Annotated in this window: 24 protein-coding genes; 15 read left to right on the forward strand and 9 right to left on the reverse strand. The window is 73.1% G+C overall.

Annotation, left to right across the window (positions count from 1 at the left end):
* Nucleotides 1-153: 153 nt before the first annotated feature.
* Nucleotides 154-3,000: a DEAD/DEAH box helicase gene (locus tag ACQ614_RS29835; RefSeq protein WP_431681949.1), complete on the forward strand. Its 2,847-nt coding sequence runs from the start codon at nt 154-156 to the stop codon at nt 2,998-3,000.
* Between the two features lie 496 nt (nt 3,001-3,496).
* Here the strand turns inward: ACQ614_RS29835 and ACQ614_RS29840 are convergent, their stop codons facing one another.
* Nucleotides 3,497-3,682 carry a hypothetical protein gene (locus ACQ614_RS29840; RefSeq protein ID WP_431681952.1) on the reverse strand — a complete coding sequence of 62 codons (186 nt, stop codon included), beginning with the start codon at nt 3,680-3,682 and terminating at the stop codon, nt 3,497-3,499.
* Nucleotides 3,683-3,686: 4 nt separating this feature from the next.
* Here ACQ614_RS29840 and ACQ614_RS29845 point away from each other — a divergent pair, with 4 nt between their 5' ends.
* Nucleotides 3,687-4,130 carry a hypothetical protein gene (locus tag ACQ614_RS29845; protein ID WP_431681953.1) on the forward strand — a complete coding sequence of 148 codons (444 nt, stop codon included), beginning with the start codon at nt 3,687-3,689 and terminating at the stop codon, nt 4,128-4,130.
* Nucleotides 4,127-5,113 carry a hypothetical protein gene (locus ACQ614_RS29850; protein WP_431681956.1) on the forward strand — a complete coding sequence of 329 codons (987 nt, stop codon included), beginning with the start codon at nt 4,127-4,129 and terminating at the stop codon, nt 5,111-5,113. Before ACQ614_RS29845 ends, ACQ614_RS29850 begins: the two co-directional genes overlap by 4 nt.
* 152 nt (nt 5,114-5,265) lie before the next feature.
* Here ACQ614_RS29850 and ACQ614_RS29855 read toward each other — a convergent pair whose 3' ends face one another.
* From ACQ614_RS29855 to ACQ614_RS29865, 3 genes are all read right to left on the reverse strand, one after another.
* The gene (locus ACQ614_RS29855; RefSeq protein WP_431684058.1) at nt 5,266-6,171 is read right to left on the reverse strand and encodes a 5'-3' exonuclease; all 906 of its coding nucleotides are present in this window, start codon (nt 6,169-6,171) and stop codon (nt 5,266-5,268) included.
* A gap of 86 nt (nt 6,172-6,257) precedes the next feature.
* Nucleotides 6,258-7,304 (reverse strand): cation diffusion facilitator family transporter, encoded by a 1,047-nt coding sequence (locus tag ACQ614_RS29860; RefSeq protein WP_431684059.1) that lies wholly within the window; start codon nt 7,302-7,304, stop codon nt 6,258-6,260.
* Between the two features lie 300 nt (nt 7,305-7,604).
* Nucleotides 7,605-8,333 (reverse strand): gamma-glutamyl-gamma-aminobutyrate hydrolase family protein, encoded by a 729-nt coding sequence (locus ACQ614_RS29865; protein WP_363494976.1) that lies wholly within the window; start codon nt 8,331-8,333, stop codon nt 7,605-7,607.
* Between the two features lie 138 nt (nt 8,334-8,471).
* On the opposite strand from ACQ614_RS29865, the gene ACQ614_RS29870 reads away from it, so the two are divergent.
* A complete protein-coding gene (locus ACQ614_RS29870) occupies nt 8,472-9,134 on the forward strand; it encodes an SDR family oxidoreductase (protein WP_431681957.1) in 663 nt (220 codons plus the stop codon).
* A gap of 73 nt (nt 9,135-9,207) precedes the next feature.
* The gene (locus tag ACQ614_RS29875) at nt 9,208-10,281 is read left to right on the forward strand and encodes a DUF2510 domain-containing protein (protein ID WP_431681958.1); all 1,074 of its coding nucleotides are present in this window, start codon (nt 9,208-9,210) and stop codon (nt 10,279-10,281) included.
* A gap of 31 nt (nt 10,282-10,312) precedes the next feature.
* Here the strand turns inward: ACQ614_RS29875 and ACQ614_RS29880 are convergent, their stop codons facing one another.
* Together ACQ614_RS29880 and ACQ614_RS29885 are read right to left on the reverse strand one after the other, a co-directional pair.
* The gene (locus ACQ614_RS29880; RefSeq protein WP_431681960.1) at nt 10,313-11,533 is read right to left on the reverse strand and encodes an amino acid deaminase/aldolase; all 1,221 of its coding nucleotides are present in this window, start codon (nt 11,531-11,533) and stop codon (nt 10,313-10,315) included.
* Nucleotides 11,534-11,556: 23 nt separating this feature from the next.
* A complete protein-coding gene (locus ACQ614_RS29885; protein WP_431681962.1) occupies nt 11,557-12,519 on the reverse strand; it encodes a serine hydrolase in 963 nt (320 codons plus the stop codon).
* A 94-nt stretch (nt 12,520-12,613) separates the two neighbouring features.
* On the opposite strand from ACQ614_RS29885, the gene ACQ614_RS29890 reads away from it, so the two are divergent.
* Nucleotides 12,614-13,357 carry an SseB family protein gene (locus ACQ614_RS29890; RefSeq protein WP_431681963.1) on the forward strand — a complete coding sequence of 248 codons (744 nt, stop codon included), beginning with the start codon at nt 12,614-12,616 and terminating at the stop codon, nt 13,355-13,357.
* A gap of 136 nt (nt 13,358-13,493) precedes the next feature.
* Here ACQ614_RS29890 and ACQ614_RS29895 read toward each other — a convergent pair whose 3' ends face one another.
* Nucleotides 13,494-13,862 carry a DUF1844 domain-containing protein gene (locus tag ACQ614_RS29895; RefSeq protein ID WP_363494966.1) on the reverse strand — a complete coding sequence of 123 codons (369 nt, stop codon included), beginning with the start codon at nt 13,860-13,862 and terminating at the stop codon, nt 13,494-13,496.
* A gap of 445 nt (nt 13,863-14,307) precedes the next feature.
* On the opposite strand from ACQ614_RS29895, the gene infC reads away from it, so the two are divergent.
* The 9 genes from infC (at nt 14,308) to ACQ614_RS29940 (ending at nt 23,838) form a co-directional block, all read left to right on the forward strand.
* Nucleotides 14,308-15,009 (forward strand): translation initiation factor IF-3, encoded by a 702-nt coding sequence (gene infC, locus ACQ614_RS29900; RefSeq protein WP_431684060.1) that lies wholly within the window; start codon nt 14,308-14,310, stop codon nt 15,007-15,009.
* A gap of 131 nt (nt 15,010-15,140) precedes the next feature.
* Nucleotides 15,141-15,335, forward strand: coding sequence for a 50S ribosomal protein L35 (gene rpmI / locus ACQ614_RS29905; protein ID WP_263102510.1), 195 nt, complete (start codon nt 15,141-15,143; stop codon nt 15,333-15,335).
* A 104-nt stretch (nt 15,336-15,439) separates the two neighbouring features.
* On the forward strand, nt 15,440-15,823 hold the full coding sequence (gene rplT / locus ACQ614_RS29910) for a 50S ribosomal protein L20 (RefSeq protein ID WP_431681965.1): 384 nt from the start codon (nt 15,440-15,442) through the stop codon (nt 15,821-15,823).
* Between the two features lie 147 nt (nt 15,824-15,970).
* Entirely contained in the window at nt 15,971-16,846 is an 876-nt protein-coding gene (locus ACQ614_RS29915; protein ID WP_431681967.1) for a TrmH family RNA methyltransferase, read from the forward strand.
* A gap of 47 nt (nt 16,847-16,893) precedes the next feature.
* Complete coding sequence (locus tag ACQ614_RS29920; protein ID WP_431681969.1) at nt 16,894-17,997, forward strand: ATP-binding protein; 1,104 nt, start codon at nt 16,894-16,896, stop codon at nt 17,995-17,997.
* 223 nt (nt 17,998-18,220) lie between these two features.
* The gene (pheS, locus tag ACQ614_RS29925) at nt 18,221-19,342 is read left to right on the forward strand and encodes a phenylalanine--tRNA ligase subunit alpha (RefSeq protein ID WP_363494959.1); all 1,122 of its coding nucleotides are present in this window, start codon (nt 18,221-18,223) and stop codon (nt 19,340-19,342) included.
* The gene (gene pheT / locus ACQ614_RS29930; protein WP_431681971.1) at nt 19,342-21,855 is read left to right on the forward strand and encodes a phenylalanine--tRNA ligase subunit beta; all 2,514 of its coding nucleotides are present in this window, start codon (nt 19,342-19,344) and stop codon (nt 21,853-21,855) included. The genes pheS and pheT overlap by 1 nt, the downstream gene beginning before the upstream one ends.
* 261 nt (nt 21,856-22,116) lie before the next feature.
* The gene (locus ACQ614_RS29935; RefSeq protein ID WP_431681972.1) at nt 22,117-22,995 is read left to right on the forward strand and encodes a chitosanase; all 879 of its coding nucleotides are present in this window, start codon (nt 22,117-22,119) and stop codon (nt 22,993-22,995) included.
* A 108-nt stretch (nt 22,996-23,103) separates the two neighbouring features.
* Complete coding sequence (locus ACQ614_RS29940; protein ID WP_431681973.1) at nt 23,104-23,838, forward strand: hypothetical protein; 735 nt, start codon at nt 23,104-23,106, stop codon at nt 23,836-23,838.
* Nucleotides 23,839-24,262: 424 nt separating this feature from the next.
* Here the strand turns inward: ACQ614_RS29940 and ACQ614_RS29945 are convergent, their stop codons facing one another.
* Nucleotides 24,263-24,724: a DUF732 domain-containing protein gene (locus tag ACQ614_RS29945; protein WP_431681974.1), complete on the reverse strand. Its 462-nt coding sequence runs from the start codon at nt 24,722-24,724 to the stop codon at nt 24,263-24,265.
* 114 nt (nt 24,725-24,838) lie between these two features.
* Nucleotides 24,839-25,078: a hypothetical protein gene (locus ACQ614_RS29950; RefSeq protein WP_431681976.1), complete on the reverse strand. Its 240-nt coding sequence runs from the start codon at nt 25,076-25,078 to the stop codon at nt 24,839-24,841.
* Nucleotides 25,079-25,086 lie beyond the last annotated feature (8 nt).

Consider the following 25,086-nt stretch of genomic DNA (forward strand, 5'->3'; position numbering starts at 1 on the left):
TCTGGGCGAGATGCTCGATCACCACACCCACCACACCCGCTGCGCCCCGGTCGGACCCCAGGTCGGACCGGCTCCGCGGCCGCAGGCGTCGCCGTCTGCGCACCCGTCCCGCCCGCACGGGCAGTACACCCACGGGAAGAGAAGGTGACGCCGATGAACTCCCCCCTGCCCGAGGAGGAGCAGCTCAGCCCGGCCGAGGCGTACGCGGCCTCCCGCCGCCGGGCCGCCGAGCAGGCCACCGCCCTCCACGGCTTCCAGCAGCTCTACGACTTCCCGCTCGACCCCTTCCAGATCGAGGCCTGCCGGGCCCTGGAGGCGGGCGAGGGCGTGCTGGTCGCAGCGCCCACCGGCTCCGGCAAGACCATCGTCGGCGAGTTCGCCGTGCACCTGGCCCTCGCGAGCGGCCGCAAGTGCTTCTACACCACGCCGATCAAGGCGCTGTCCAACCAGAAGTTCGGCGACCTCGTGAAGCGCTACGGCGCCGCCAAGGTCGGCCTGCTCACCGGCGACAACAGCGTCAACGGCGACGCACCCGTGGTGGTCATGACCACCGAGGTGCTGCGCAACATGCTCTACGCGGGCTCCAGCGCCCTCGAAGGCCTCGGCTACGTGGTGATGGACGAGGTGCACTACCTGGCCGACCGCTTCCGCGGTGCCGTCTGGGAGGAGGTCATCATCCACCTCCCGGAGTCCGTGGTGCTGGCCTCGCTCTCCGCCACCGTCTCCAACGCCGAGGAGTTCGGCGACTGGCTGGACACCGTCCGCGGCGGCACCAGGGTGATCGTCTCCGAGCACCGGCCCGTCCCGCTGTGGCAGCACGTCATGGCCGGCAACCGGATGTACGACCTGTTCGCCAACCCGGACAGAGACGGCCGGCCCAAGGACGCCCCGCGCAACCCGGCCAAGGCCGTCAACCCCGAGCTCGTCCGGCTGGCCCGCTCCGAGATGGACCGCGGCGGGCGCGACCGCTTCGCCAAGGGCCGCGGCCGCTCCATGCCCGCCGGCCGCCCCGGCCGGGTCTGGACGCCCGGCCGGCTCGACGTCATCGAGCGCCTCGACGCCGAGGGCCTGCTGCCCGCGATCACCTTCATCTTCAGCCGGGCCGGCTGCGAGGCCGCCGTCCAGCAGTGCCTGGCCTCCGGCCTGCGGCTCAACCGCGACAGCGAACGCCGCCAGGTCCGCGAGATCGTCGAGCAGCGCTGCTACGACATCCCCGACGAGGACCTCCACGTCCTCGGCTATTTCGAGTGGCTGGACGGGCTCGAGCGCGGCATCGCCGCCCACCACGCCGGCATGCTGCCCCGCTTCAAGGAGGTCGTCGAGGAGCTCTTCGTGAAGGGCCTGGTCAAGGCCGTCTTCGCGACCGAGACCCTCGCCCTGGGCATCAACATGCCCGCCCGCTCGGTGGTCATGGAGAAGCTCGTCAAGTGGAACGGCGAGACCCACGCCGACATCACCCCCGGCGAGTACACCCAGCTCACCGGCCGCGCAGGGCGCCGCGGCATCGACGTCGAGGGCCACGCGGTCGTGCTCTGGCAGCGCGGCCTCGACCCGGAGGCGCTCGCCGGCCTCGCCGGCACCCGCACCTACCCGCTGAAGTCCTCCTTCCGGCCCTCGTACAACATGGCGGTCAACCTGGTCGGCCAGTTCGGCCGCCACCGCTCCCGCGAGCTGCTGGAGACCTCCTTCGCCCAGTTCCAGGCCGACCGCTCGGTGGTCGGCATCGCGCGCCAGGTCCAGCGCAACGAGGAGGGCCTGGAGGGCTACCGCGAGTCGATGACCTGTCACCTCGGTGACTTCGACGAGTACATGGCCCTGCGGCGGCAGCTGAAGGACCGTGAGAACGAGCTCGCCCGCGAGGGCACCAGCCAGCGCCGCGCCGCCGCCGTCGAGTCCATCGAGCAGCTCAAGCCCGGCGACGTCATCCACGTGCCCACCGGCAAGTTCGCCGGCCTCGCGCTCGTCCTCGACCCCGGCCTGCCGCCGGTCGGCCGCGGCAACCGCGGCGGCCCCCGGCACCCCGACTACCAGGACGGCCCGCGCCCGGTGGTGCTCACCGCCGAACGCCAGGTCAAGCGGCTCGCCATGATCGACTTCCCGCACCCGGTCGCCGCCATCGAACGGATGCGGATCCCGAAGTCCTTCAACCCGCGCAGCCCGCAGTCCCGCCGCGACCTCGCCTCCGCCCTGCGCACCAAGGCCGGCCACCTCGAACCCGAGCGGTTCCGCCGCGGGCGCGCGGCCGCCGCCGACGACCCGGAGATCACCCGGCTGCGGGCCGAACTCCGTCGGCACCCCTGCCACGGCTGCAACGAGCGCGAGGACCACGCCCGCTGGGCCGAGCGCTTCCACCGGCTGCACCGCGACACCGAACTGCTCGAACGCCGGATGCGCTCCCGCACCCACACCATCGCCCGCACCTTCGACCGGGTCTGCGGCCTGCTCTCCGACCTCGGCTACCTGCAGGGCGACACCGTCACCGACGACGGCAAGCGGCTCGGCCGGCTCTACGGGGAGCTCGACCTGCTCGCCTCGGAGTGCATCCGCGAAGGCGTCTGGAAGGGCCTCTCCGCGGCCGAGCTCGCCGCCTGCGCCTCGGCCCTCGTCTATGAGGCCCGGCAGTCCGACGACGCCGTCGCACCGCGGGTGCCGGAGGGTGCGGCCAAGGAGGCGCTCGGCAAGATGGTCCGCATCTGGGGCCACCTCGACGCACTGGAGGAGCAGCACAGGATCTCCACCGCGGAGGGCGTCGGCCAGCGCGAACCCGACCTCGGCTTCGCCTGGGTCGCCTGGCGCTGGGCCCTCGGGCACAACCTGGACGCCGTCCTCCGCGACGCCGAACTCCCGGCCGGCGACTTCGTCCGCTGGACGAAGCAGCTGATCGACGTCCTCGGCCAGATCCAGGACGCAGCCGGCGAGGACACCGACCTCCGCGCCACCGCCCGCAAGGCCGTCGACGCCCTCCGCCGCGGCATCATCGCCTACTCCTCGGTGGGGTAGTCGCAGGCCACCGTCGGGCGCGAAGGGACCGCGTGGGACGGAGGGCTGCGAACCGCAGCCCCCTGCCCCCGCGCGGTTCCCCGCGCCCTTCGGGCCGTCGGGCCGGGCGCGTCCCCGGGGAACGCCCATCCGGCCAGGGACCACCGGTGGTCCGGCGGGCGGGCGTTGTAGGAGGATGGCGGCTGCTCCTTCCGCGGCGAGCGCCGGAGCCCGAGTCCAGAGAGCCTGGCGGCGAGGGCCGGTGACGTTCGGTCAGGGCCCGGTCCGGCGCCGTCGCCTCAAGCCGTCCGCGCCGCCGTCACCTGGACCGTGCAGGAGATTGCGAAGTCGACGTCGAGCGCACCGGCCGGGCCTGCGGGGACCTGGTGTGATGCGCGTCCGACACGTGTGACATCGGGTCGGGCGGGCCGGATTTCTCCGGCGCCGCACGGATGTTCGGCTCTATCGTGTCCGGAGCGACCTGAGATCAAAGGGGGACACGAGTGATGACACGGGGTCAGGCAGCCCGTACGGCGGCAGCGGTGGCAGCGGCCGTTGTGCTCGCCGGGTGCGGCAGCAGCGGGAGCACGGCCACGCCGGGGGACCAGATCCAGGGGGCGGCCAGCAGTGCGGTCGGCACCAGCGCCGCACCAGCCAGCAGCGCCGCCCCCGGAGCGCCCACGTTCCAGCTCCCCGCGGACATGGTGGTGAAGATCGAGTTCGAGGCCGCCGACGACGCCCAGCGCGCATTGCTGCGTGACGTCGGGTACGCGATGACCGCGTACTACCAGGGGTTGGCCACCGGGAAGAGTGGCGGTCCCGTTGCGGACCGCTACCTGACCGGGGCCGCCGCGGTCGCAGTTGCGAAGAACATCGCGGACGCGGCCAAGAGCGGCGTCCGCCCGACCGGCACGGTCGTCTACACCAAGGCCACCGCGCAGGTCACCGGGCAGCAGACCGCAGTGGTCAACTACTGCGAGGACTCGTCGCACGCCTACGCCAAGAACACGACGACCGGGGCGGTGGCGACCACCGCGCCGAGCCCGAAGGACTACTACGCGTGGCACGTCTCGGCGAAGAAGCTTCCGTCCGGTGACTGGCAGATCGACACCGCGACGTGGGTGCAGGGTGCGAAGGAGTGCCAGCAGTGACCGGGGCCCGCCGACTGGCCGCCGGACCGGTCGCCGCCGCCCTGGTCGCCGCTCTTGCCGTGCCCGCCGCCGCGTACGACCACGGCGGCGGCGGCACCGGTACATCAACCGGCACGTCGATCACCTCACAGGTGCGGCTCACCGTGAACAGCGGTGGCGGGCAGGGCGTGCAGCACCTCACCGCGGATGACACGTCGTGGACCCCGCCGCCGTGCTGGTTCGAGCCCCGTTTCACTGCCGAGCAGTACCAGGCGTACTGGGAGAACGAGATCCTTCCGGCCGCCGGATCGTTCAAGCAGTACGTCTATCCGCAGTACGAGGCCCTGAAGGCGATCGACTTCAACAAGGGCAAGGACGGCCTGTGGTGGGGGCTGACCTTCGCCAATCGGGCGTGGGACCTGCCCAGCTACGAGCAGTGCTTCCAGAAGGCCGGGGAGACGTGGGTGACCCCGGCCGGGCCGCCGGCAGGCGTGCCAGCCGTGACCCCGCAGCTCCTTTCCCGGATCGCGTACGCCGCGACCAAGCTCCCCAGCGTGCAGGTGGCGCTGTCGCCCGCCGCCGACAGCCAGGTCGTGAACCTGCCCACCTACGTGAAGCTCGACCAGCCACTTGCCCCGGTGTCCGTGACTGCCCAGCTCGACGTGCTGGGGGTGCGCATCGCGGCCAGCACGCTCGCCGTCCCAGTCTCGCTCCAGGTCGACGCCGGCACCGACGAGGCAGCCCCGAGCCGCTGCACCTACCCCATGGCCAAGGCCGGGGGGTCGTACCAGGTCAACTCGGAGGGGAGCGGCTGCAACATCACCTACCAGCGCGCCACCAACGGCAAGCGGTACCCGCTCACCGGCCGGATCACCTGGAAGGTGACGTGGACGGCGAGCGCCAACCCCTATGCCGCCCCGACCGGGGCACTGCCGGACGGCACCAGCACCAGCACCCCGCAGGACGTCGCGGTGAAGGAGATCCAGACCGTCGTCACGGGCTGAATCGTGCGTCCGCGCGAGGGTCTGCGGAGTGCCCGGAACGCGGCCCCTCACGAACCTGACCGGGATCGCGCCGAACACGGTGCGGGCCTGGACGAACTGATCGGCCCCTCGTCACGGGGCTGCCGGGTGCGCACCCCGGCAGCCCGGCGGGCTCACCTGCCGGCGAGGGCGGTGAGGACGCGGTCGAGGGAGCTGCCGAGGCCCCAGCGGTCGGCGAGGGATTCCAGGGCCATCGGGTCCAGGGGTTCGGCGGGCAGGGCGGGGTCGAAGGCGGGCAGCGGGATGTCGGTGGCGACCCGGACGACGGTGGGGGCGACGTCCAGGTAGGCGGCGCCCTCCAGGAGGTTCTTCCGGCGGGCGGGGGTGAGCTTGGAGGACGGGTCGGCGGCCGCGGCGCGCACCCCGGCGAGGTCGCCGTAGGTCTGGATCAGCTGGGCGGCGGTCTTCTCGCCGATCCCCTTGACCCCGGGCAGCCCGTCGCTGGTGTCGCCGCGCAGGGCGGCCATGTCCGCGTACGAGGCCCCGCCGACGCCGTACTTCTCCAGCAGGTGGGCGTTGTCGATGCGTTCGGCCGAGCCGACGCCCTTGACCGGGTAGAGCACGGTGATGCCGCGGGCGTCGTCGACGAGCTGGAAGAGGTCGCGGTCGCCGGTGACGATCTCGACCGGCCCTGCGGCGCGGGTGGTGAGGGTGCCGATGACGTCGTCGGCCTCGTAGCCGGGGACGCCGACCCGGGCGATGCCCAGGGCGTCGAGGACCTGCTCGATCACCGGCACCTGCGGGGAGAGCGTGTCGGGGATCTCCTCCTCGCCCTCGACGGCCGGCTCGGCGGCGAGCCGGTGGGTCTTGTAGGTGGGGATCAGGTCGACCCGCCACTGCGGCCGCCAGTCGGCGTCCATGCAGGCGACCAGCTGGTCGGGGCGGTGGTCCTGGACGAGCCGGGCGATGAAGTCGAGCAGCCCGCGGACGGCGTTCACCGGTTCGCCGGCGGGGGACTTCAGGGACTCCGGCACGCCGAAGTAGGCACGGAAGTAGAGGCTCGCCGTGTCGAGCAGCATCAGGCGCGGTGCGGTCACCCCTCGCATCATGCCGTACCGGTGTGTCGGTGTCGGTCCGCCGTCGCCGGTGGACCCCTGTCGGGGCGTCAGTGCGGGTGCGGGCCGCTGCGGTGCACCGGGCCGTGGGCGTCCGCGCAGTGCTCGTCGCCGGCGGCCGCGGCCGACGCGCGGGTGATCTGCAGCAGCTCCTGCGGCCCCTCCTCGCCGAGGTGGTCGACCTGGAGGGTGGCGTGCGTGATGCCGTACTCCTCGCGGACCTGGCGCTGGAGTTCGCGGCGGACGGCGTGGCAGTCGCCGCCGGGGGCGACCAGGATGTGCGCGGAGAGTGCCGGCTCGCCGGAGGTGATCTCCCAGATGTGCAGGTCGTGGATCTCCTCGACGAGCGGCACGGTGACCAGCCGGTCGGCGACGGTGTCCGGGTCGATGCCGGCCGGGGCGGCCTCCAGGAAGATCCGCGCGGAGTCCCGGACGAGCCCGGCGCCGGCCCTCAGCATCAGCGCCACCACCACCAGCGAGGCGATCGCGTCCGCCTGGACGAAGCCGGTGAGCATCACCACCGCGCCCGCGATCGCGGTCGCGATGAAGGCGTACAGGTCGGTCACCACGTGCTGGAAGGCGCCCTCGACGTTCAGTGAGCTGCGGTTGGCCCGGGACATGCACCAGGTGGCGGCCAGGTTGACGACGATGCCGACCAGCGCGGTGACCAGCACCAGCGAACCGTCCACCTCGGGCGGGTCGATCAGCCGGGTCACCGCCTCGTACGCGAGCCAGGCGGAGAGCACCAGCAGGGTGACGCCGTTGGCCTGCGCGGAGAGGATCTCGGCCCGCTTCAGCCCGTAGGTGTAGCCGCCGCGGGCCGGGCGGGCCGCCAGCCGCATGGCGACCAGCGCGAGGGCGATCGACGCCGCGTCGGTCAGCATGTGCGCCGCGTCCGAGATCAGGGCCAGCGAACTCGCCGCCAGGCCGACCACGACCTCGCCCGCCATGAAGACGGTGATCAGTACCAGCGCGGAGACCAGCCAGCGCCGGTCGGCGTCGGCGGCCACCCCGTGGCTGTGCCCGTGGCCGTGGCCGCCCTTCTGCGGGCCGTGGTCGTGGTCGTGGCGGTCGTGCTCGTGGTGGTGCCCGGCCATCGGAGTCCTCTCGTGCACGCCTTGCCCGTACGGACGAGGGCCGCCCGCATCCGAAGTGAACCCCAGATCCGACGAAGATCCAAAGGCTGCACTGGTGACCGTTGTCGTTGCCGCCCACCGCCCGTTCCCCGCCCGTTCCCCCGGACGGGGCAAGGTCCGTGCGCCGGTGCGCGGCGGACGGCCGGGAGGGCTGGGGCAGGACAGCAGCAGGACGGCAGGGCGGGGCCGGGCACGATCGCCCGCGAGCGGGGCCGGACCGGCGTGCCCGCCGGCGGACCGACCGGGAGGCGGGCGGAACGTTCAGGCAGTGATCGCGGCCTGCGCCCGGACCGCGGCGGCCGTCCGCACCAGCGCGGTCATCAGCCGCAGGTCGTCGCCCTGCTCCGGGTGCCACTGGACGCCGAGGGTGAACCCGGCGCCCTCGATCGCCTCGACCGTGCCGTCCTCGGCCCAGGCGGAGACCGACAGGCCCTCGCCGAGCCGGTCCACGGCCTGGTGGTGGTAGGTCGGCACGTCCACCGACGCGTCCGGCAGCAGCTCGCCGAGCAGGGTGCCCGGCACCGGCTGCACCGGGTGGCGCCCGTAGGTGCCGGGCGCGCCCACGTGGCCGTGGTGGCCGACCACGTCCGGCAGGTGCTGCAGCAGGGTGCCGCCGCAGACCACGTTGAGCAACTGCATGCCGCGGCAGATGCCGAGCACCGGCAGCTCGGCGGCGAGGGCGGCCCGCAGCAGGGCGGACTCCCAGACGTCGCGCTCCGGCTCGCCGCCGTCGGTCATCGGGTGCCGCGGTGCGCCGTAGCGGGCCGGGTCGATGTCGGCGCCGCCGGCGATCACCAGGGCGTCGATCCGGGCGACCGCGTCGGCGGCGTGCTCCGCCGCGTCAGGGGGCAGCAGGACGGCAAGCCCGCCGGCGGCCTGGACGACGGAGGGGTAGCGCTCGGCCAGCAGGACCGTGCGGATGCTGTCCCAGCGGCCCCAGGCCGCGTCCAGGACAGAGGTGCTGATGCCGATGACAGGCCGAGGAGTCATGGCGGGCATTCTGCCTCCTCAACTGCCGTGATGGGGCGATCGGGGGGTGCGGCACGCGCCACACCGCCGCCGCGGCCGCTACGACGTACGGTAACCGTGTTGGTTCGGAGCGTGCACGGCGGGCGTCGGAGGTGGCGGATGGCGGGGACGGAACCGGGGGCGGTGCCGCGGCGGCTGGCCGGGCGGGTGGCGGTGGTGTCGGGCGTCAGCGGCTTCGCCGGTGAGCCGGGGGCGGCGGTCGCCCGGCGGCTGGCCGCCGAGGGCGCCCGGGTGGTCTGCGCGGACGCGGACGAACGGGCGGGCCAGGCCGTCGCCCGTTCGGTGGGCGGCCTGTTCGTGCACACCGACCCGCTGGACGAGTACATGGTGGAGGCGCTGTTCGACGAGGCGTACGAGACGCTGGGCGGCGTGGACGCGGTGTTCAACGGCCCGTCCGGCGCGCCGCCCGCCGACGGCCCGGTGCTGGAGACCCCGCCGGACGCCTGGCGGGCCGTCCAGGACACCCGGCTCACCGCGGTCTTCCTCGGGTGCCGCGCCGCCCTGCCGTACCTGCGGCGGCACGGCCACGGCTCGGTGGTGAACCTGGCCGGCCCGGCCGTGGAGGGCGGCATCGCCGCGACCGTGGCGGCCGCCGGGGTCGCCGCCCTCACCCGGGAGCTCGCCGAGCGGTTCGGGCCCGAGGGCATCCGGTTCAACGCCTTGGGCGGCGCCGACGCGGAACGCCTAGCCGCCACCACCGCCTGGCTGGCGAGCGACGACGCGGCGGGGGTGAACGGCAGTCTGATCCGATTCTCACCGTAATCTCATCGGAAATCGGACGTTTCGGCCCTCCTGCTGATATGGCGCTTATCCGCCCGCCCTTAGATTCGATGGCGTGAGCGAGCAGATTCCCGCCGGGTGGTACCCGGACCCGAAGGACACCACCAGCGACCCCCGCCCCGAGCGCTACTGGGACGGCAAGGGTTGGACGGCCACCACCCGCCCGGCGCCCGGCGCCGAGACCCCGGCGGACGTCGCCGGGTCCACGACCCCCGCCGGTGAGCCCGGTGAGCCCGGTGAGCCCGGTGAGCCCGGTGAGCCCGGTGAGCCCGGCGAGCCGACCGTGATCGAGGGCCGCGTCCTGGAGGACGGCCCGACCGTCCGCTACCCCGAACTGCCGCCGGTCACCGACGCCACCCCGGCGAAGACCCGCCGCCGGCCCTCGCGCCCCGTCGTGGTCGCCGCCACCGTGGCGGCCCTGGCCGGCCTCGCGGTCGGCTCCGGGATCACCTACCTCGCGATGGACGACCGCGGAGACCGAGCCTCCGCCCGCCCGTTCGACGGGCGCTACCGCCTCGGCGGCCCGGGCAGTGACGCCTTCGGCGGCTCCGGCGACGGCCTCCCGCTCCCGGGCGAGGGCCAGGGCAACGGCCAGGGCAACGGCGGCGGCCAGGGCCGCGGGGGCCAGAACGGCACCCCTCCGATCGACCTGCTCAACGGCATCCGCCTGCCGGTCCCGTCCGGGTGGGAGGGCAGCATGACCGGTGACGGCCACGCCATGCTCACCATCGGCTCGTACACCTGCCCCAACGGCAAGGACGGCTGCTCGCTCGGCGGTGTCGTCACCGGCAGCATCGAGGGTACGGACGCCAAGAAGGCCGCCCTCGAGGACATCGCGGCGGCCGCCAAGGAGGCCTACGGCGACGTGAAGTCCCACGAGGAGCTGAAGTCGGAGGCGGTCACCGTCGCCGGCCGCAGCGGCTGGCTGGTGCGCTGGAAGGTCGACGCCCCGGAGGGCAACGACGGCTACGTGCAGACGGTGGTCTTCCCCGGCGCGAAGCAGGGCACGCTGGCCGCCGTCCACCTCGGCTTCGACATCGCCGACAAGGCCCCCGACCTCGCCCAGATGGACACCATCGTCAAGGGCATCAAGGCCTTCCAGGGCCGCGGCCCCGGCGGCGGCAGCTGACCGACGGCCGGGCCGGAGAGGGGCGCACCGATCAGAGGAAGGTGCGCCCCTCTCCGCGGTACGTCGGCACCGTCTCCACCACCCGGTCGCCCTCGACCAGGTGCAGCTCCGCGAAGCGCTCGCACAGCTCGCCGGCCTTGGCGTGCCGGAACCACACCCGGTCGCCGATCAGCAGGTCGTCCGCGGCGGCGCCGAGCAGCGGCGTCTGCACCTCGCCGGCGCCCTCCTGCGGGTCGTAGCGCAGGCCGGCCGGCAGGTGCGGCACGGGGGAGCGGTCCGCCCCGGCCGGGCCGGAGGCCGGATAGCCGCCGCCCAGCACCGTCACCACGCCCACGCCCGGGCGCCGCACCACCGGCTGCGCGAACAGCGCCGCCGGCTTCCCCCGGAACGACGAGTAGTTGTCGAACAGCCGCGGCTGGTACAGCCCGGAACCGGCCGCCACCTCGGTGACCGCGTCCTCGGCGACCGTCGACTCGACGCTGCCGGTGCCGCCGCCGTTGACGAACTCCAGGTCCGCCACCTGCCGCAGCCGCCGCACCACCGCGGCCCGCCGCTCCGCCAGCTCCGCCCGCGCCTTCGCCTGCATCAGCCGCACCAGCTGCGAACGCACCGGCCGCCCCGCCACCCGGTCGCCCACGCCCGCGATGTGGCCCTCGTACGCCATCAGCCCGACCACCTTGAAGCCCGGCCGGTTCTGCACCAGCTCGCCGAAGGCCGCCAGGGCCTCCGGGGTGCGCAGCGGCGAGCGCCGGGCGCCGAACCGGACCCGCCCGCCGAGCAGCTCCAGCGAGGTGTCCAGCTCCAGGCAGACCCGCACCGTCTCCGGCCCCTCGCGGGCGATGTCGATCAGGTCGAGCTGTGCCGGGTCGTCCAGCAGCACGGTGATCGCCTCGGCGAGCTTCGGGTCGTCGGTCAGCTCGCCGAACGCGGCGCGGTCCGCGGACGGGTAGGCGAGCACGATGTCGGTGAAGCCCTGCCGGGCCAGCCAGACCGACTCGGCCAGGGTGAAGCTCATGATCCCGGAGAAGCCGTCGGTCGCCAGCACCCGCTCCAGCAGGGCCCGGCAGCGCACCGACTTGCTGGCCACCCGGATCGGCTTGCCGGCCGCCCGGCGCACCAGGTCCGCCGCATTGGCGTCGAAGGCCTCCAGGTCGACGATCGCCAGCGGGGCGTCGAGGTGCGCGGTGGCCCGGTCGTAACGGGCGCGGTCGGAGACCGTGCCGGGCGCGGCGGGGGCGAGGTCGGTGGCCATGGCGGCAGCGTCCCACACGGCGGCTACCGCTGGGTAGAGGCGGGTGCGCCCGGCGCCGCAGCGGCCGTGGCGGGGGCTGCGGACGAGGCCGCGGGGGAGGCTTCCGGGGACGCCGAGGTGAGGCTGTCGGCAGCGCCGGCCGCGACCGACTCCACCAGGGCGATCCCCTCCTCCTTGGTGTCCGAGCCGTCGGTGAGCACCGCCACCAGCAGCTCCCGCCCGTCGTGGACGACCCGGCCGATGCTGTTCACCACCCAGGCCCCCTCCGCCGTCCGCGGCAGCCAGCCGTTCTTCAGCGCCACCGCGTGGTCGTCGTCCGCCGCCGACACGCCCCAGCGCTGGTCCGCCGCGATCAGCCCCATCAGCTTCCGCAGGTAGGCGCGGGAGGCGTCGTTCAGCACACTGCCCCCGCCCTCCGCGAACACCAGCTGCAGCAGCCGCAGTTGGTCCTCGGCCGTGGTCGTCGTCAGACCCCAGTAGCCGTCGGTGCCCGCCGTCGTCGCCGTGAGGCCGAAGGCGGCGTTGGCGGCGTCCAGGCCCTCCTCCTCGCCGATCTCGCCGAACAGCTCGGTGGTCGCGTCGTTGTCGCTGTTCTCGATCATCAGCGCGGCGGCACTGCGCTGCTGCTCCGTCAGCTCGCCGCCGGTCTGCCACAGCAGCGCGGCGAGGATGTCCACCTTGACGATGCTGGCGGTGACGAACCGGTCGGTCCCGTACGCGGCGCCCGCCCCCGACGCGGTGTCCAGCACGGCCACCGCCAGGTGCCCGCCGGCGTCCTGCACCGCCCCGGCGAGCACGGCGTCGAGGTCGATCGCGGAGGCCGCGGGGGAGGCCGCCGCCACCGGCAGCGTGCGGCTGCCCGCCGACCGGGTGTGGTGCAGCCAGGCGCCGGCCGCGGTCAGGGCGAGCACGAGCACCACGGCAGCACGCCGGATCCGGCGCCGGCGCCTGCGGGCGGCCCTGCGGGCCCGTCGGGCTGAGGTCATGCCGGCGATCCTGCGGCCGGTGCATGGGGCTCAGGTGAGTCCGGGGTGAGCACCTTCTGAGAAGCCGGACATATGGAAGGCATACTCTCGACGGGTGGAGCGCAAGAACATTCCGAACCCCGGATTCGCCGACGACGACGGCACCGCCGACCCCCGCCTCACCCGCGCCCTGGACGCCTGGGCCGGGGACGGCGCACGGGAGCCCGAACTGCTGGAGGCCCTCACCCCGAGCCGGCTGATGGTCCCGATCGTCGCCGTCCTCGGCGAGGTCGAGATCGATGCCAACGGGCTGAAGCACGAGAAGACCAGCGACATGGCCGTCCCGGTGATCGAGGCCGCGGACGGGCGGCGCGCGCTTCCCGCCTTCACCTCGCTGGAGACCATGGCCCGCTGGCGGGCCGACGCCCGGCCGGCACCCGTCGCCGCACCGCAGGCCGCCATGGTCGCCTACTCGGAACGGGCCGACACCCTGCTCGTGGACCCGGCCGGGCCCGTCACCTACCAGCTCACCGGCGCCCGGCTGCGGGCCGTCGCCGAGAACCGCCGCTACGTCCGGCCGGTCGCCGACCCGGACGTCCACGCCGCCCTGCGGGGGCTGCTCGCAGCCGAACCCGTGGTGGCCCGCGGCTACCTCCGGCCGGACAGCGAGGCCGACGCGGTGCTCGCGCTGGTGCCTGCGGACGGTGCAGGTGAGGAGGAGCTGCGCAGTGCCGTCGACCGGCTGGTCGCGGGGCTCGCCGACGACGCCACCCTCCGCGTCCGCCTCGACCGCGGCCTCCAGCTCGCCCTGCTCCGCACCGGCCTCCCGGAAGAGCCGTTCTACACCGCGGGCGAGTAGGTGGGGCCGACCACAAGGGGAGCAGGGCCGACCACAAGGGGCGCGGGGAACTGCGCGGTGCGGAAGGACCGTGCCCGGACCTTCCGCACCGCGCAGTTCCCCGCGCCCCTCGATGGTGCCCCCGAGGGGCTGCCCGTCAGGAGTAGACGGGGCCGGTGAACTTCTCGCCGGGGCCGGCGCCGGGGGCGTCCGGGACGACGGAGGCCTCGCGGAAGGCGAGCTGGAGCGAGCGCAGGCCGTCCCGGAGGGGCGCCGCGTGGAAGTTGGAGATCTCCGGTGCGCCGGCGGTCACCAGACCGGCCAGGGCGGTGATGAGCTTGCGGGCCTCGTCCAGGTCCTTGTCGGCCTCGCCGCCCTCGGCGAGCCCGCACTTGACGGCCGCCGCGCTCATGAGGTGGACGGCGACGGTGGTGATCACCTCGACGGCCGGGACCTCGGCGATGTCGCGGGTCAGGTCGTCGAAGCCGACCGTCGGGTCGTCGTGCTCGTGGGGCTGGCTGGTCAAGGTGACTCACTCCGTCTGGCCGGTCGCTCTTACACCAGGGAGCGTACAAGGCCGGGTCGGCGGGGCCGGAATACCGGTGGCTGCGGAAACGCTGCTATGCTTCGAGACTGACCGGCCAGGAGTCCGTATGGACGCCCGGCCAGCAAGTGGAGGCTCCACCCAGGAGGCCCGAGAGGGCAACCGCGACAGTCTCCCACCCGATCGGCCCACGGGTCGACGGGTCCGGTCCGCGACGGGCACCGCGAGGTGCGCGATCGCCAGTGGCGTCCCGCCGAGGGCGCCCCGGTTGTGTGGAGCCCCGCCTGTACCGTGCGGGGCTTTTTTCGTGCGTTCGGTGCCCCTTCGGGCAGCGGAGCATGAATGAAGCCCCGCCCAGTGGTCGAAACCACGACGTGCGACCGCCGCCCGACGGCCGCACTGAAGAAGGTGCAACCGAGGAGGCCCCATCAGCACCGAGCCCCGCATCAACGACCGGATCCGCGTCCCCGAGGTGCGACTCGTCGGTCCCAGCGGCGAGCAGGTCGGCATTGTCCCGCTTGCCAAGGCGCTGGAGCTTGCCCAGGAGTACGACCTCGACCTGGTCGAGGTCGCGGCGACCGCACGGCCGCCGGTCTGCAAGCTCATGGACTACGGCAAGTTCAAGTACGAGTCGGCAATGAAGGCCCGTGAGGCGCGCAAGAACCAGGCGCACACGGTCATCAAGGAGATGAAGCTCCGGCCGAAGATCGACCCGCACGACTATGACACCAAGAAGGGTCACGTCGTCCGGTTCCTCAAGCAGGGCGACAAGGTCAAGATCACGATCATGTTCCGCGGTCGCGAGCAGTCCCGCCCCGAGCTGGGCTTCCGACTGCTGCAGCGCCTCGCGGAGGACGTCCAGGACCTGGGCTTCGTGGAGTCCTCGGCCAAGCAGGACGGCCGTAACATGATCATGGTTCTCGGCCCGCACAAGAAGAAGACCGAGGCGATGGCCGAGGCGCGTGCCCTCGCGGACGCCCGCAAGGCCGAGCGTCAGGGCCGCACCCCCGGTGCCGCCCCGGACGCCCAGGCGGAGGAGACGGCCGAGGCCGTCGAGGCCGTCGAGGCCGTCGAGGCCGCGCCCGCCGCCGAGGTCGAGCAGCCGGTCGACACCGAGCAGGAGAGCTGAGCCGAAAGGCCCGGCCCCCGTTTCGGACGGCCACAACGGCCGGGGCTCCCGCCCCGGCCAGGAGATGAATCCACTCCCGGCCCGCACAGCAATGTGCGGGCCGGGGCGGACCGACGAGGAGATACGGCGACATGCCGAAGCAGAAGACGCACAGCGGCGCCAGCAAGCGCTTCAAGATCACTGGCTCCGGGAAGGTGCTGCGCGAGCGTGCCGGCCGTCGCCACCTGTTGGAGCACAAGCCCTCGACGCTGACCCGCAAGCTGGCCGGCAACGCCGAGATGGCCCCCGCCGACGCCAAGAAGATCAAGAAGCTTCTCGGCAAGTGATCGCCCACCCGCGGCCCCGGCCGCGGGACGAGCTGATCCTTCCCGACCCAATCGATTGACGGACCGCCCGGAGCCATCCGCGGTCCAACCCAAGGAGTAATCAAGTGGCACGCGTCAAGCGGGCAGTCAACGCCCACAAGAAGCGCCGGGTCATCCTCGAGCGGGCCAGCGGTTACCGCGGCCAGCGCTCCCGCCTGTACCGCAAGGCCAAGGAGCAGGTCACCCACTCGCTCGTCTACAACTTCAACGACCGCAAGAAGCGCAAGGGCGACTTCCGTCAGCTGTGGATCCAGCGCATCAACGCTGCGGCCCGTGCCAACGGCATCACCTACAACCGCTTCGTGCAGGGTCTGAAGGCCGCGGGCGTCGAGATCGACCGCAAGATGCTCGCCGACCTGGCCGTCAACGACGCCGCCGCGTTCGCCGCGCTCGTCGAGGTCGCCAAGAAGGCGCTGCCGGAGGACGTCAACGCCCCCAAGGCCGCCTGATCCAGGCGAAGCCTCAGTAGTTGAGCTCTTCGGGCCCGCAGGTACACACCGCCTGCGGGCCCGATGCGCATTCCAGGCCGCGGCCGCCCCCGCCGGGCCGCAGGGTACGCCTCCCGGAGGCCCCGCCTCCTCGACAGAAGACAGAGCATGCAGAGCACCGACACCCCCCTGCTCACCTCCCTGCGCTCGCCGCGCGTCGTCGCCGCCCGCCGGCTGGCCAAGCGGAACCAGCGCAGCAAGGAGCGCCGCTTCCTCGCCGAGGGCCCGCAGGCCGTCCGGGAGGCCGTGGCGTACGGGCGGCTGCCGGGGTCGTCCGAGCACGCGGTGGTGGAGGTCTACCTCACCCCGCAGGCGCTGGAGCGGCACGCCGACATCGCGGACGCCGCCCGCGCGGCCGGGCTGCCGCTGCTCACCGCCACCGAAGAGGTGATCGCGGAGATCTGCGACACCGTCACCCCGCAGGGCATCGTGGCGCTGTGCCGGTTCATCGACACCCCCTTCGAAGAGGTGCTCAAGGCCCGCCCCCGGCTGGTCGCGGTGCTCGCCCACGTCCGCGACCCCGGCAACGCCGGCACCGTGCTGCGCACCGCCGACGCGGCCGGCGCCGACGCGGTCGTCCTCACCGACGCCTCGGTGGACCTCTACAACCCGAAGGCCGTCCGGGCCTCCGTGGGCAGCCTCTTCCACCTGCCGTTCGCCACCGGTGTGCCGGTCGCCGAGGCGGTCGCCCGGCTGCGCGAGGCCGGCGTGCGGGTGCTGGCCGCGGACGGCGCCGGCGAGCGCGACCTCGACCAGGAGCTCGACGAGGGCACCCTCGGCGCGCCCGGCGCATGGGTCTTCGGCAACGAGGCCTGGGGTCTGCCGGAGGAGACCCGCGCACTGGCGGACGAGGTGGTGCGCGTGCCGATCCACGGCCACGCCGAGAGCCTCAATCTGGCCACGGCCGCCGCCGTCTGCCTCTATGCCTCCGCCCGGGCCCAGCGCTCGCCCGGAGGGTGTCGCACACAGCCGCAGGGGCGCTAGGGTCGGCCTCGGCGGGGAGCACGGTGGTGGGTCAGGGGAGGACGCCCATGGTCGGCAGCGGAACGGAGCTGAACCCCGACGAGCTGCCCGACGGCCTGGTCGTCGCGGACGCCGGCGGCCGCGTGGTCTGCTTCAACCGGGCCGCGGCCCGGCTCACCGGGCGGCGCCCGGCGGCGGTGCTCGGCACCGCCCTCGAGGACGCCCTGCCGCTGGAGGACCTGGACGGCCGCCGCTGGTGGAAGCTGACCGACCCGTACGGCGGGCTGGCGATCCGCAGCGGGCAGCCAGAGCGCAACCTGCTGCTGCCCGGCGGCTGCGAGGTGCTGGTCTCCGCCCGGTACGTCCGGGAGCGGCCCGGCGGCCCGGTGCAGCGGGTGGTGGTGGCGCTGCGCGGCACCGAGGCGAGGCGCCGCACCGAGCGCAGCCACGCCGAGCTGATCGCCACCGTGGCGCACGAGCTGCGCTCCCCGCTGACCAGCGTCAAGGGCTTCACGGCGACCCTGCTGGCGAAGTGGGAGCGGTTCAACGACGGGCAGAAGCGGGTGATGCTGGAGACCGTCGACGCCGACGCGGACCGGGTCACCCGCCTGATCGCCGAACTGCTGGACATCTCCCGGATCGACGCCGGCCGGCTGGAGGTCCGCAAGCAGGTCGTCGACCTGGCGGCGGCCGTCCGCCGGCACGTGGACGGCAAGGTGGCCTCCGGCATCCCGGCCGAGCGTTTCGACATCCGGATCGCGGACGGGCTCCGCCAGCAGTGGGGCGACCCGGACAAGATCGACCAGGTGCTGGGCAACCTGTTGGAAAATGCGGTGCGGCACGGGGAGGGGACTGTCACCATCGAGGTGGCCCCCGCCGTGGAGATCGTCGAGGCGGCCGGCTGGGAGCGTCCGGGCACCCCGCCGAGGATGCTGGAAGGGACAGCGGTCACCGTGAGCGACGAAGGCAGCGGCATCCCCGAGGAGTCCATGCCGCGCGTCTTCACCCGCTTCTGGCGCGGCTCCAAGCGCGGCGGCACCGGTCTCGGCCTCTACATCGTCAAGGGCATCGTGGAGGCCCACGGCGGCGTCATCCGGATCAGCCGCGCCCCCTCGGGCGGCGCGCGCTTCCGATTTATCCTGCCCGCGGGCGTTCCGGACTTCATGTTGTAGGACCGGGCCGGCGGGCTCCCCGCGCGCACGACCACGGACGGCGAAACGGCCGTCGGCGTGCTGCGACTACACTCGACCTTTGGCGTTGTGGGACGCCCTGCGCGGCCGTGCCGCGGACACCCCTCCCGGTACCGGGCCAGGGGCTGCCCGTGTTCCGGCCACGCCGGGCGTAGCGCAAGGGCGAGCCATCCACTTCACGAGCAGGAGCACGGGAAAGATAGAGATGTCGGCACCCAACAAGTCGTACGACCCGGTCGAGGTCGAGGCCCTCAAGCCCGAGGTGGTGGAGCAGGCCCGGGACGAGGCGATCGCCGCGTTCGCCGCCGCCGCCGACCTCGACGCGCTGAAGCAGGCCAAGGTCGCCCACACCGGCGACCGTTCGCCGCTCGCCCTCGCCAACCGGGAGATCGGCGCCCTGCCGCCGCACGCCAAGGCCTCGGCGGGCAAGCTGATCGGTCAGGCCCGCGGCGCGGTCAACCAGGCGCTGGCCCGCCGCCAGGCGGAGCTCGAGGCGGAGCGCGACGCGCGCGTGCTGGTCGAGGAGGCGGTGGACGTCACCCTGCCGTACGACCGCGCACCGCGCGGCGCCCGGCACCCGCTGACCACCATGGCCGAGCGCATCGAGGACACCTTCGTGGCCATGGGCTACGAGGTCGCCTCCGGCCCCGAGGTCGAGGCGGAGTGGCTCAACTTCGACGCCCTCAACCTGCACCCGGACCACCCGGCCCGCTCCATGCAGGACACCTTCTTCGTGCAGGCCCCGGACGGCTCCGCCGACTCCGGCGTCGTGCTGCGCACCCAGACCTCCCCGGTGCAGATCCGCACCATGCTGGACCGGCAGCCGCCGCTGTACGCGGTGAGCCCCGGCCGGGTGTACCGCACCGACGAGCTGGACGCCACGCACACCCCGGTCTTCCGCCAGGTCGAGGGCCTCGCGGTGGACGAGGGCATCACCTTCGCCGACCTCAAGGGCACCATCGAGGTGCTGGTCGAGAAGCTGATCGGCGGCCACCTCGAACTGCGCTGGCGCCCCTCGTACTTCCCGTTCACCGAGCCGAGCGCCGAGGTGGACCTGCAGTGCTTCGTGTGCCGCGGTGAGAGCGTCGGCAACCCCGACCGCCCCTGCCGCACCTGCTCCTCCGAGGGCTGGATCGAGCTCGGCGGCTGCGGCGTCGTCAACCCGCGGGTGCTGGTCGCCGCCGGCGTCGACCCCAACCGCTACAGCGGGTTCGCCTTCGGCCTGGGCCTGGAGCGAATCCTGATGAACCGCCACAACGTCGCCGACATGCGCGACATGGTCGAGGGTGACGTCCGCTTCACCCTCCCGTTCGGGATGGAGATCTGATGCGCGTCCCGCTTTCCTGGCTGCGCGAGTACGTCGACCTTCCGGCCGGCGAGACCGGCCGTGACGTGGCGGCCCGGCTCGTCCGCGCCGGCCTGGAGGTCGAGACCGTCGAGCAGCTCGGCGCCGACCTCAAGGGCCCGCTGGTGGTCGGCGAGGTGCTCTCCATCGAGGAGCTGCCCGGCTTCAAGAAGCCGATCCGGCACTGCTTCGTGAACGTCGGCGACGCCAACGGCACCGGCGAGCCGCAGGAGATCGTCTGCGGCGCCACCAACTTCAACGTCGGCGACAAGGTCGTCGTCGTGCTGCCGGGCGCCGTGCTGCCCGGCCCGTTCCCGATCGCCGCGCGGCAGACCTACGGCCACACCTCGGCCGGCATGATCTGCTCCGCCCGCGAGCTCGGCATGGGCGACGACCACAACGGCATCCTGGTGCTGGAGTCGCACCTGGAGCCCGGCACCGACGCGATCGAGCTGCTCCAGCTCGTCGACGAGGTGCTGGACATCGCCGTCACCCCGGACCGCGGCTACTGCCTGTCGCTGCGCGGCGTGGCCCGCGAGGCCGCCGCCGCGTACGGGCTGCCGCTGGCCGACCCGGCGCTGCTCGACGTGCCCCCGGCCAACGCCTTCGGCTACCCGGTCAAGGTCGCCGACCCGGCCGGCTGCGACCGCTTCGTCGCCCGCACCGTCACCGGCGTTGACCCGGCCGCGAAGTCCCCGATCTGGCTGGAGCGCCGCCTGCAGAAGGCCGGCATCCGCCCGGTCTCGCTGACCGTCGACATCACCAACTACGTGATGCTCGAGGTCGGCCAGCCGCTGCACGCCTACGACCGGAACCGCGTCCGGGGCACGATCCTCGTCCGCCGCGCGGAGGAGGGCGAGACCCTCACCACGCTGGACGGCGTGAAGCGCAAGCTCTCCGCCGAGGACCTGCTGATCTGCGACGACTCCGGCCCGATCGGCCTGGCCGGCGTCATGGGCGGTGCCACCACCGAGATCATCGACCCGGTGCTCGACCCGGAGACCGGCGAGGTCACCGGCTCCACCGAGGTCGTCATCGAGGCCGCGCACTTCGACCCGATCAGCGTCGCCCGCACCGCGAAGCGCCACAAGCTTCCCTCCGAGGCGTCCAAGCGCTTCGAGCGCGGCGTCGACCCGGAGGCCGCCCGCGCCGCCGCGCAGCGCGCCGTCGACCTGCTGGTGCTGATCGCCGGCGGCACCGCCGAGGCCGGTGTCACCGACATCGCCGCGCCGCACCCGGTGCGCACCATCGCGATCGGGGCGGACCTGCCCGACCGCGTCGCCGGCACCGAGTACGGCCGCGAGACCGTCACCCGCCGCCTGCAGGAGATCGGCTGCGCCGTCGCCGGCGCCGACGTCCTCGAGGTCACCCCGCCGTCCTGGCGGCCCGACCTCACCGACCCGTACGACCTCGCGGAGGAGGTCATCCGGCTCGAGGGCTACGACAACGTGCCCGCCCGGATGCCCAACGTCCCGCCGGGCCGCGGCCTGACCGAGGCGCAGCGCTTCCACCGCCGGATGGGCACCGCCCTGGCCGGCGCCGGCTACGTCGAGATCAACGCCTACCCGTTCATCGGCGAGGCCGCGTTCGACGCGCTCGGCCTGGAGAAGGACGACCGGCGCCGCCGCACCGTCAAGCTGGTCAACCCGCTCAACGACGAGGAGCCGGCGCTGCGCACCACGCTGCTGCCGGGCCTGCTGGGCGCGCTGCGCCGCAACGTCGGCCGCGGCAACACCGACCTGGCGCTGTTCGAGACCGGCACGGTCTTCCTGCCGAAGGACGAGCTCAAGGTCGCGCCGCGGCTGTCGGTGGAGCGCCGGCCGACCGAGGAGGAGCTCGCCGAGCTGAACGCGGCCCTGCCGGACCAGCCGCGCCGGGTCGCGGTCGCCCTCGCGGGCGAGCGGAAGCCCTCCGGCTGGTGGGGCAAGGGCGTGCCGGCCGGCTGGGCGGACGCCGTCGAGGCGGCCCGCACGATCGCCCGCGCGGCCAACCTGGAGCTGACCGTCCGCCAGGCGCAGCGCGCGCCGTGGCACCCCGGCCGCTGCGCCGAGCTGCTGGTGGACGGCCGGGTGGTCGGCCACGCCGGCGAGCTGCACCCGCGGGTGGTCAAGGCGCTGCACCTGCCGGAGCGCACCTGCGCGATGGAACTCGACCTGGACGAACTGCTCGCCGACGGCGTGCGGAAGGTGAGCGGTCCGGCCGTCTCCGCCTACCCGGTGGCGACCCAGGACGTGGCGCTGATCGTCGGCACCGGGGTGCCGGCCGCCGAGGTGGAGGCCGCGCTGCGCGAGGGCGCGGGCGAGCTGCTGGAGTCCGTCCGGCTGTTCGACGTCTTCACCGGTGAGCAGGCGGGCGAGGGCAAGAAGTCGCTGGCGTACAGCCTGCGCTTCCGTGCCGCGGACCGCACGCTGACCGCGGACGAGGCCTCGGCCGCCCGCGAGTCGGCGGTGGCGGCGGCGGCCGCGCGCACCGGGGCGGTGCTGCGCGGCGCGTGATGCGCATCGGCCCGACGGGCCCCGTTCCGGACCGCGCGTCCGGGGCGGGGCCGTCGGCGTTTCTTCCCATGATCGCCAGATGCCTTGCAGACAGCGCGAGTTGGCGAACGTTAGGTGGGCCTTAAGGCGGCGTGCAGGTTGGTCGGACCCTCTTGCGGGTTCAATGCCATGGCCGCTTCAATCCTTGTTAGGAAAGTTTCCTAACCGGAGCGCCCCGGGCATTCCCATGCCTGCGCGCGAGTCGAGCTGACGGAGCGTCACATGCCTGCACAGCCCCGCACCGCCCGCACCAACCTCCGCACCCACCGGGCCGGCCGCCGCACCGGCAGGACCGCCCTTGCGGTCCTGCTCGCCGCCGTCCCGCTGACCGTCGCCAGCGTGGCCGTCAGCGCCGCCGGCGCCGACGCGTCCGTCGTCCGCGCCGCCGGCGTCGGCCTGGACGACGCGCACAAGAAGGACATCGCCATGCAGATCGTCTCCAGCGCGGAGAACTCCTCGCTGGACTGGAAGTCCCAGTACAAGTACATCGAGGACATCGGCGACGGCCGCGGCTACACCGCCGGCATCATCGGCTTCTGCTCCGGCACCGGCGACATGCTGGACCTGGTCGAGCACTACACCGACCTCAAGCCCGGCAACGTCCTCGCCAAGTACCTGCCGGCCCTGCGCAAGGTCAACGGCACCGACTCGCACACCGGCCTCGGCAACGCCTTCACCAGGGACTGGGCGACCGCCGCCAAGGACGGCGTCTTCCAGAAGGCCCAGAACGACGAGCGGGACCGCGTCTACTTCAACCCCGCCGTCCAGCAGGCCAAGGCCGACGGCCTGCGGGCGCTCGGCCAGTTCGTCTACTACGACGCCATCGTGATGCACGGCCCCGGCAGCAGCTCCGACAGCTTCGGCGGCATCCGCAAGGCGGCCATGAAGAAGGCCAAGACACCCGCCCAGGGCGGCGACGAGGCCGCCTACCTGAACGCCTTCCTGGACGCCCGCAAGGTCGTCATGAAGAAGGAGGAGGCGCACTCCGACACCAGCCGGGTCGACACCGCCCAGCGGGTGTGGGTCAAGGACCGCAACTTCGACCTCAACACCCCGCTGAAGTGGAAGGTCTACGGCGACAGCTACCAGATCAACAGCTGACGCCGCGCCGGGCCCGGGGACGGTCCCCCGACCCCCGCCCCCGGGCCGCGGCACGCCGGCCGGTAAATCGCACGACAGTCCGGACCGGCCGCTGTTAGCCTCCCGACCGTGGCGAAACTCAACCAGATCATCGCGGTCGAAAAGGGCGTCAAGTCCAAGTCCTTCCAGGAGCTGACGGCGGCCCACCACGGCCTGCAGAAGCCCGCCCTGCTCGCCGGGATCTCCCGCACCTACCAGCCCAAGGACGAGGAGGGCGAGCAACTGCCGCCGGAGTCCACCCGGGTGCAGGTGCGCGCCGAGGACATCCTGCGCGACACCGCCGCCTCGCTCACCCGGCTGTTCGACGTGACCGCCACCAAGGACCACGCCAACTGCACCGCCCGTGCGGACGTCGTGGTCGACGGCCGGCCGCTGCTCACCGACGTGCCGGTCACCTACCTGCTCTTCCTCGAGAAGCAGCTCACCGACCTCTACACCTTCGTCCGCAAGCTGCCCGTGCTGGACGCCTCCGAGTCCTGGGCGCCGGACGCCTCCACCGACGCGTGGAAGACCGAGCCCGTCCGCACCATCCGGACGAAGAAGGTGCCGCGCAACCACGTGAAGGCGGAGGCCACCGAGAAGCACCCGGCCCAGGTCGAGGTGTACTACGAGGACATCGCGGTCGGGTACTGGACGACCGTCAAGTTCTCCGGTGCGCTGCCGGCCCGGCGGGTCAACGAGCTCGTCCAGCGGGTCGAGAAGCTGCAGCAGGCCGTGCAGTTCGCCCGCGAGGAGGCCAACGCCACCGAGGTCGTCGACCGGAAGACCGGCGACGCCGTCTTCGGCTACCTGTTCGGCCAGTAGCAGGCCGGACCCACGATCCCCCTCCTTGAGCGGAGGGGTGCGCGAATCAGCGCAGAAGCTGACACTGAAAGTGAAGCTGACACAGGGGTGACAGTGGAGGTTCGACTCCTCCCCCCGGCACCACCGCGCCGGGGTGGCCCAACGGCAGAGGCAGCCCCCTGAAACTCAGATTCTCGCTCAAGTCTCAGCATTCGCCGCCGAGCGCCGGATCGAACGGGTGCGGACGGAAAGCCTCGGATGCGGGTTCAAGTCCCGCCTGTGCCTCTCCCCGTGGCACGGTAGTTCAAAGGCAGAACACGAGGCTCTGAGAATGATCCGCAGCCCTTAAACGTGCCGGCGCGCGCAATTGGGTGGCACCGCAGGGGCCCGGGAGATGGATACCGCTCCCGGGCCCCGTCACGTCCGCTGTCGCGCGCCTACGGCGTCACGGGCAGAGCGCCGCCTTGACGATCACCGCGACCATCTGGCCCTGCTGCTCGTTCAGGCTCGCCCCGGCGGCACCGAAGTACCCCACGGTGTTCTTCGCCACGGTGGCGTCGTCCTTGCCGGCCTTGATGTCCGCACAGGTCTGCTGCGCGGCGGCGACGGTCTTCTGGTTGTCCTGCGCCAGCTTGGGGTCGATCTGCTTCAGGCCGGCCACCATCGCCAGCTCCTTGGCCAGCTGCTCGGTGTTCGGGGTGCCGGCGGCCTTGGTCGGCGCGGTGGACGGCGCCGAGGTGCCCGCCGGGGCGGAGCTGCCCGCGGGCGCGGGGGTGCCGGAGGCCGGCGCCGCCACGGTGGCGGAGGACTTCGCCGGCTCGGCGGTGCCGCCGCCGTCGCTGCTGCACGCGGTGAGGGACAGGGCGGCAGCAGCGGTGAGGGTGGTGACGATCATTCGAGTTCGCATGTCATCACCGTGTCAGAGCTACCACCGGATGCCGAGGGCTGTGACCATGCTGTGACGGCGCTGTGCCACGGAGGTGGCGCATCCCCGCCGGCCGGCGGGGGTCATCCGAGGGGGTCACCCGAGAGGGGCACTCGACGGGGGCGCCTCGTACTCGCCCATGCCCACCCGGACGAGGTCGCCGGCCCGGCACAGCTCCATCAGGTCGCGGCGGATGATGTGCGGCTCCGGCGAGGTGTCGTACTTCGCCTCGGCGCGCCGCCAGTCCCAGCGGCCGCCCTCCTGCCGGATGGCGGCCAGCAGGCGCTGGCGGCGGGCGGTGACGAGGACCCCGCGCGCGACGCTGATCCCGTTCAACTGGGCTA

Origin of the sequence: Kitasatospora dryopteridis (assembly GCF_050749075.1) — a bacterium.
Lineage (GTDB): Bacteria > Actinomycetota > Actinomycetes > Streptomycetales > Streptomycetaceae > Kitasatospora.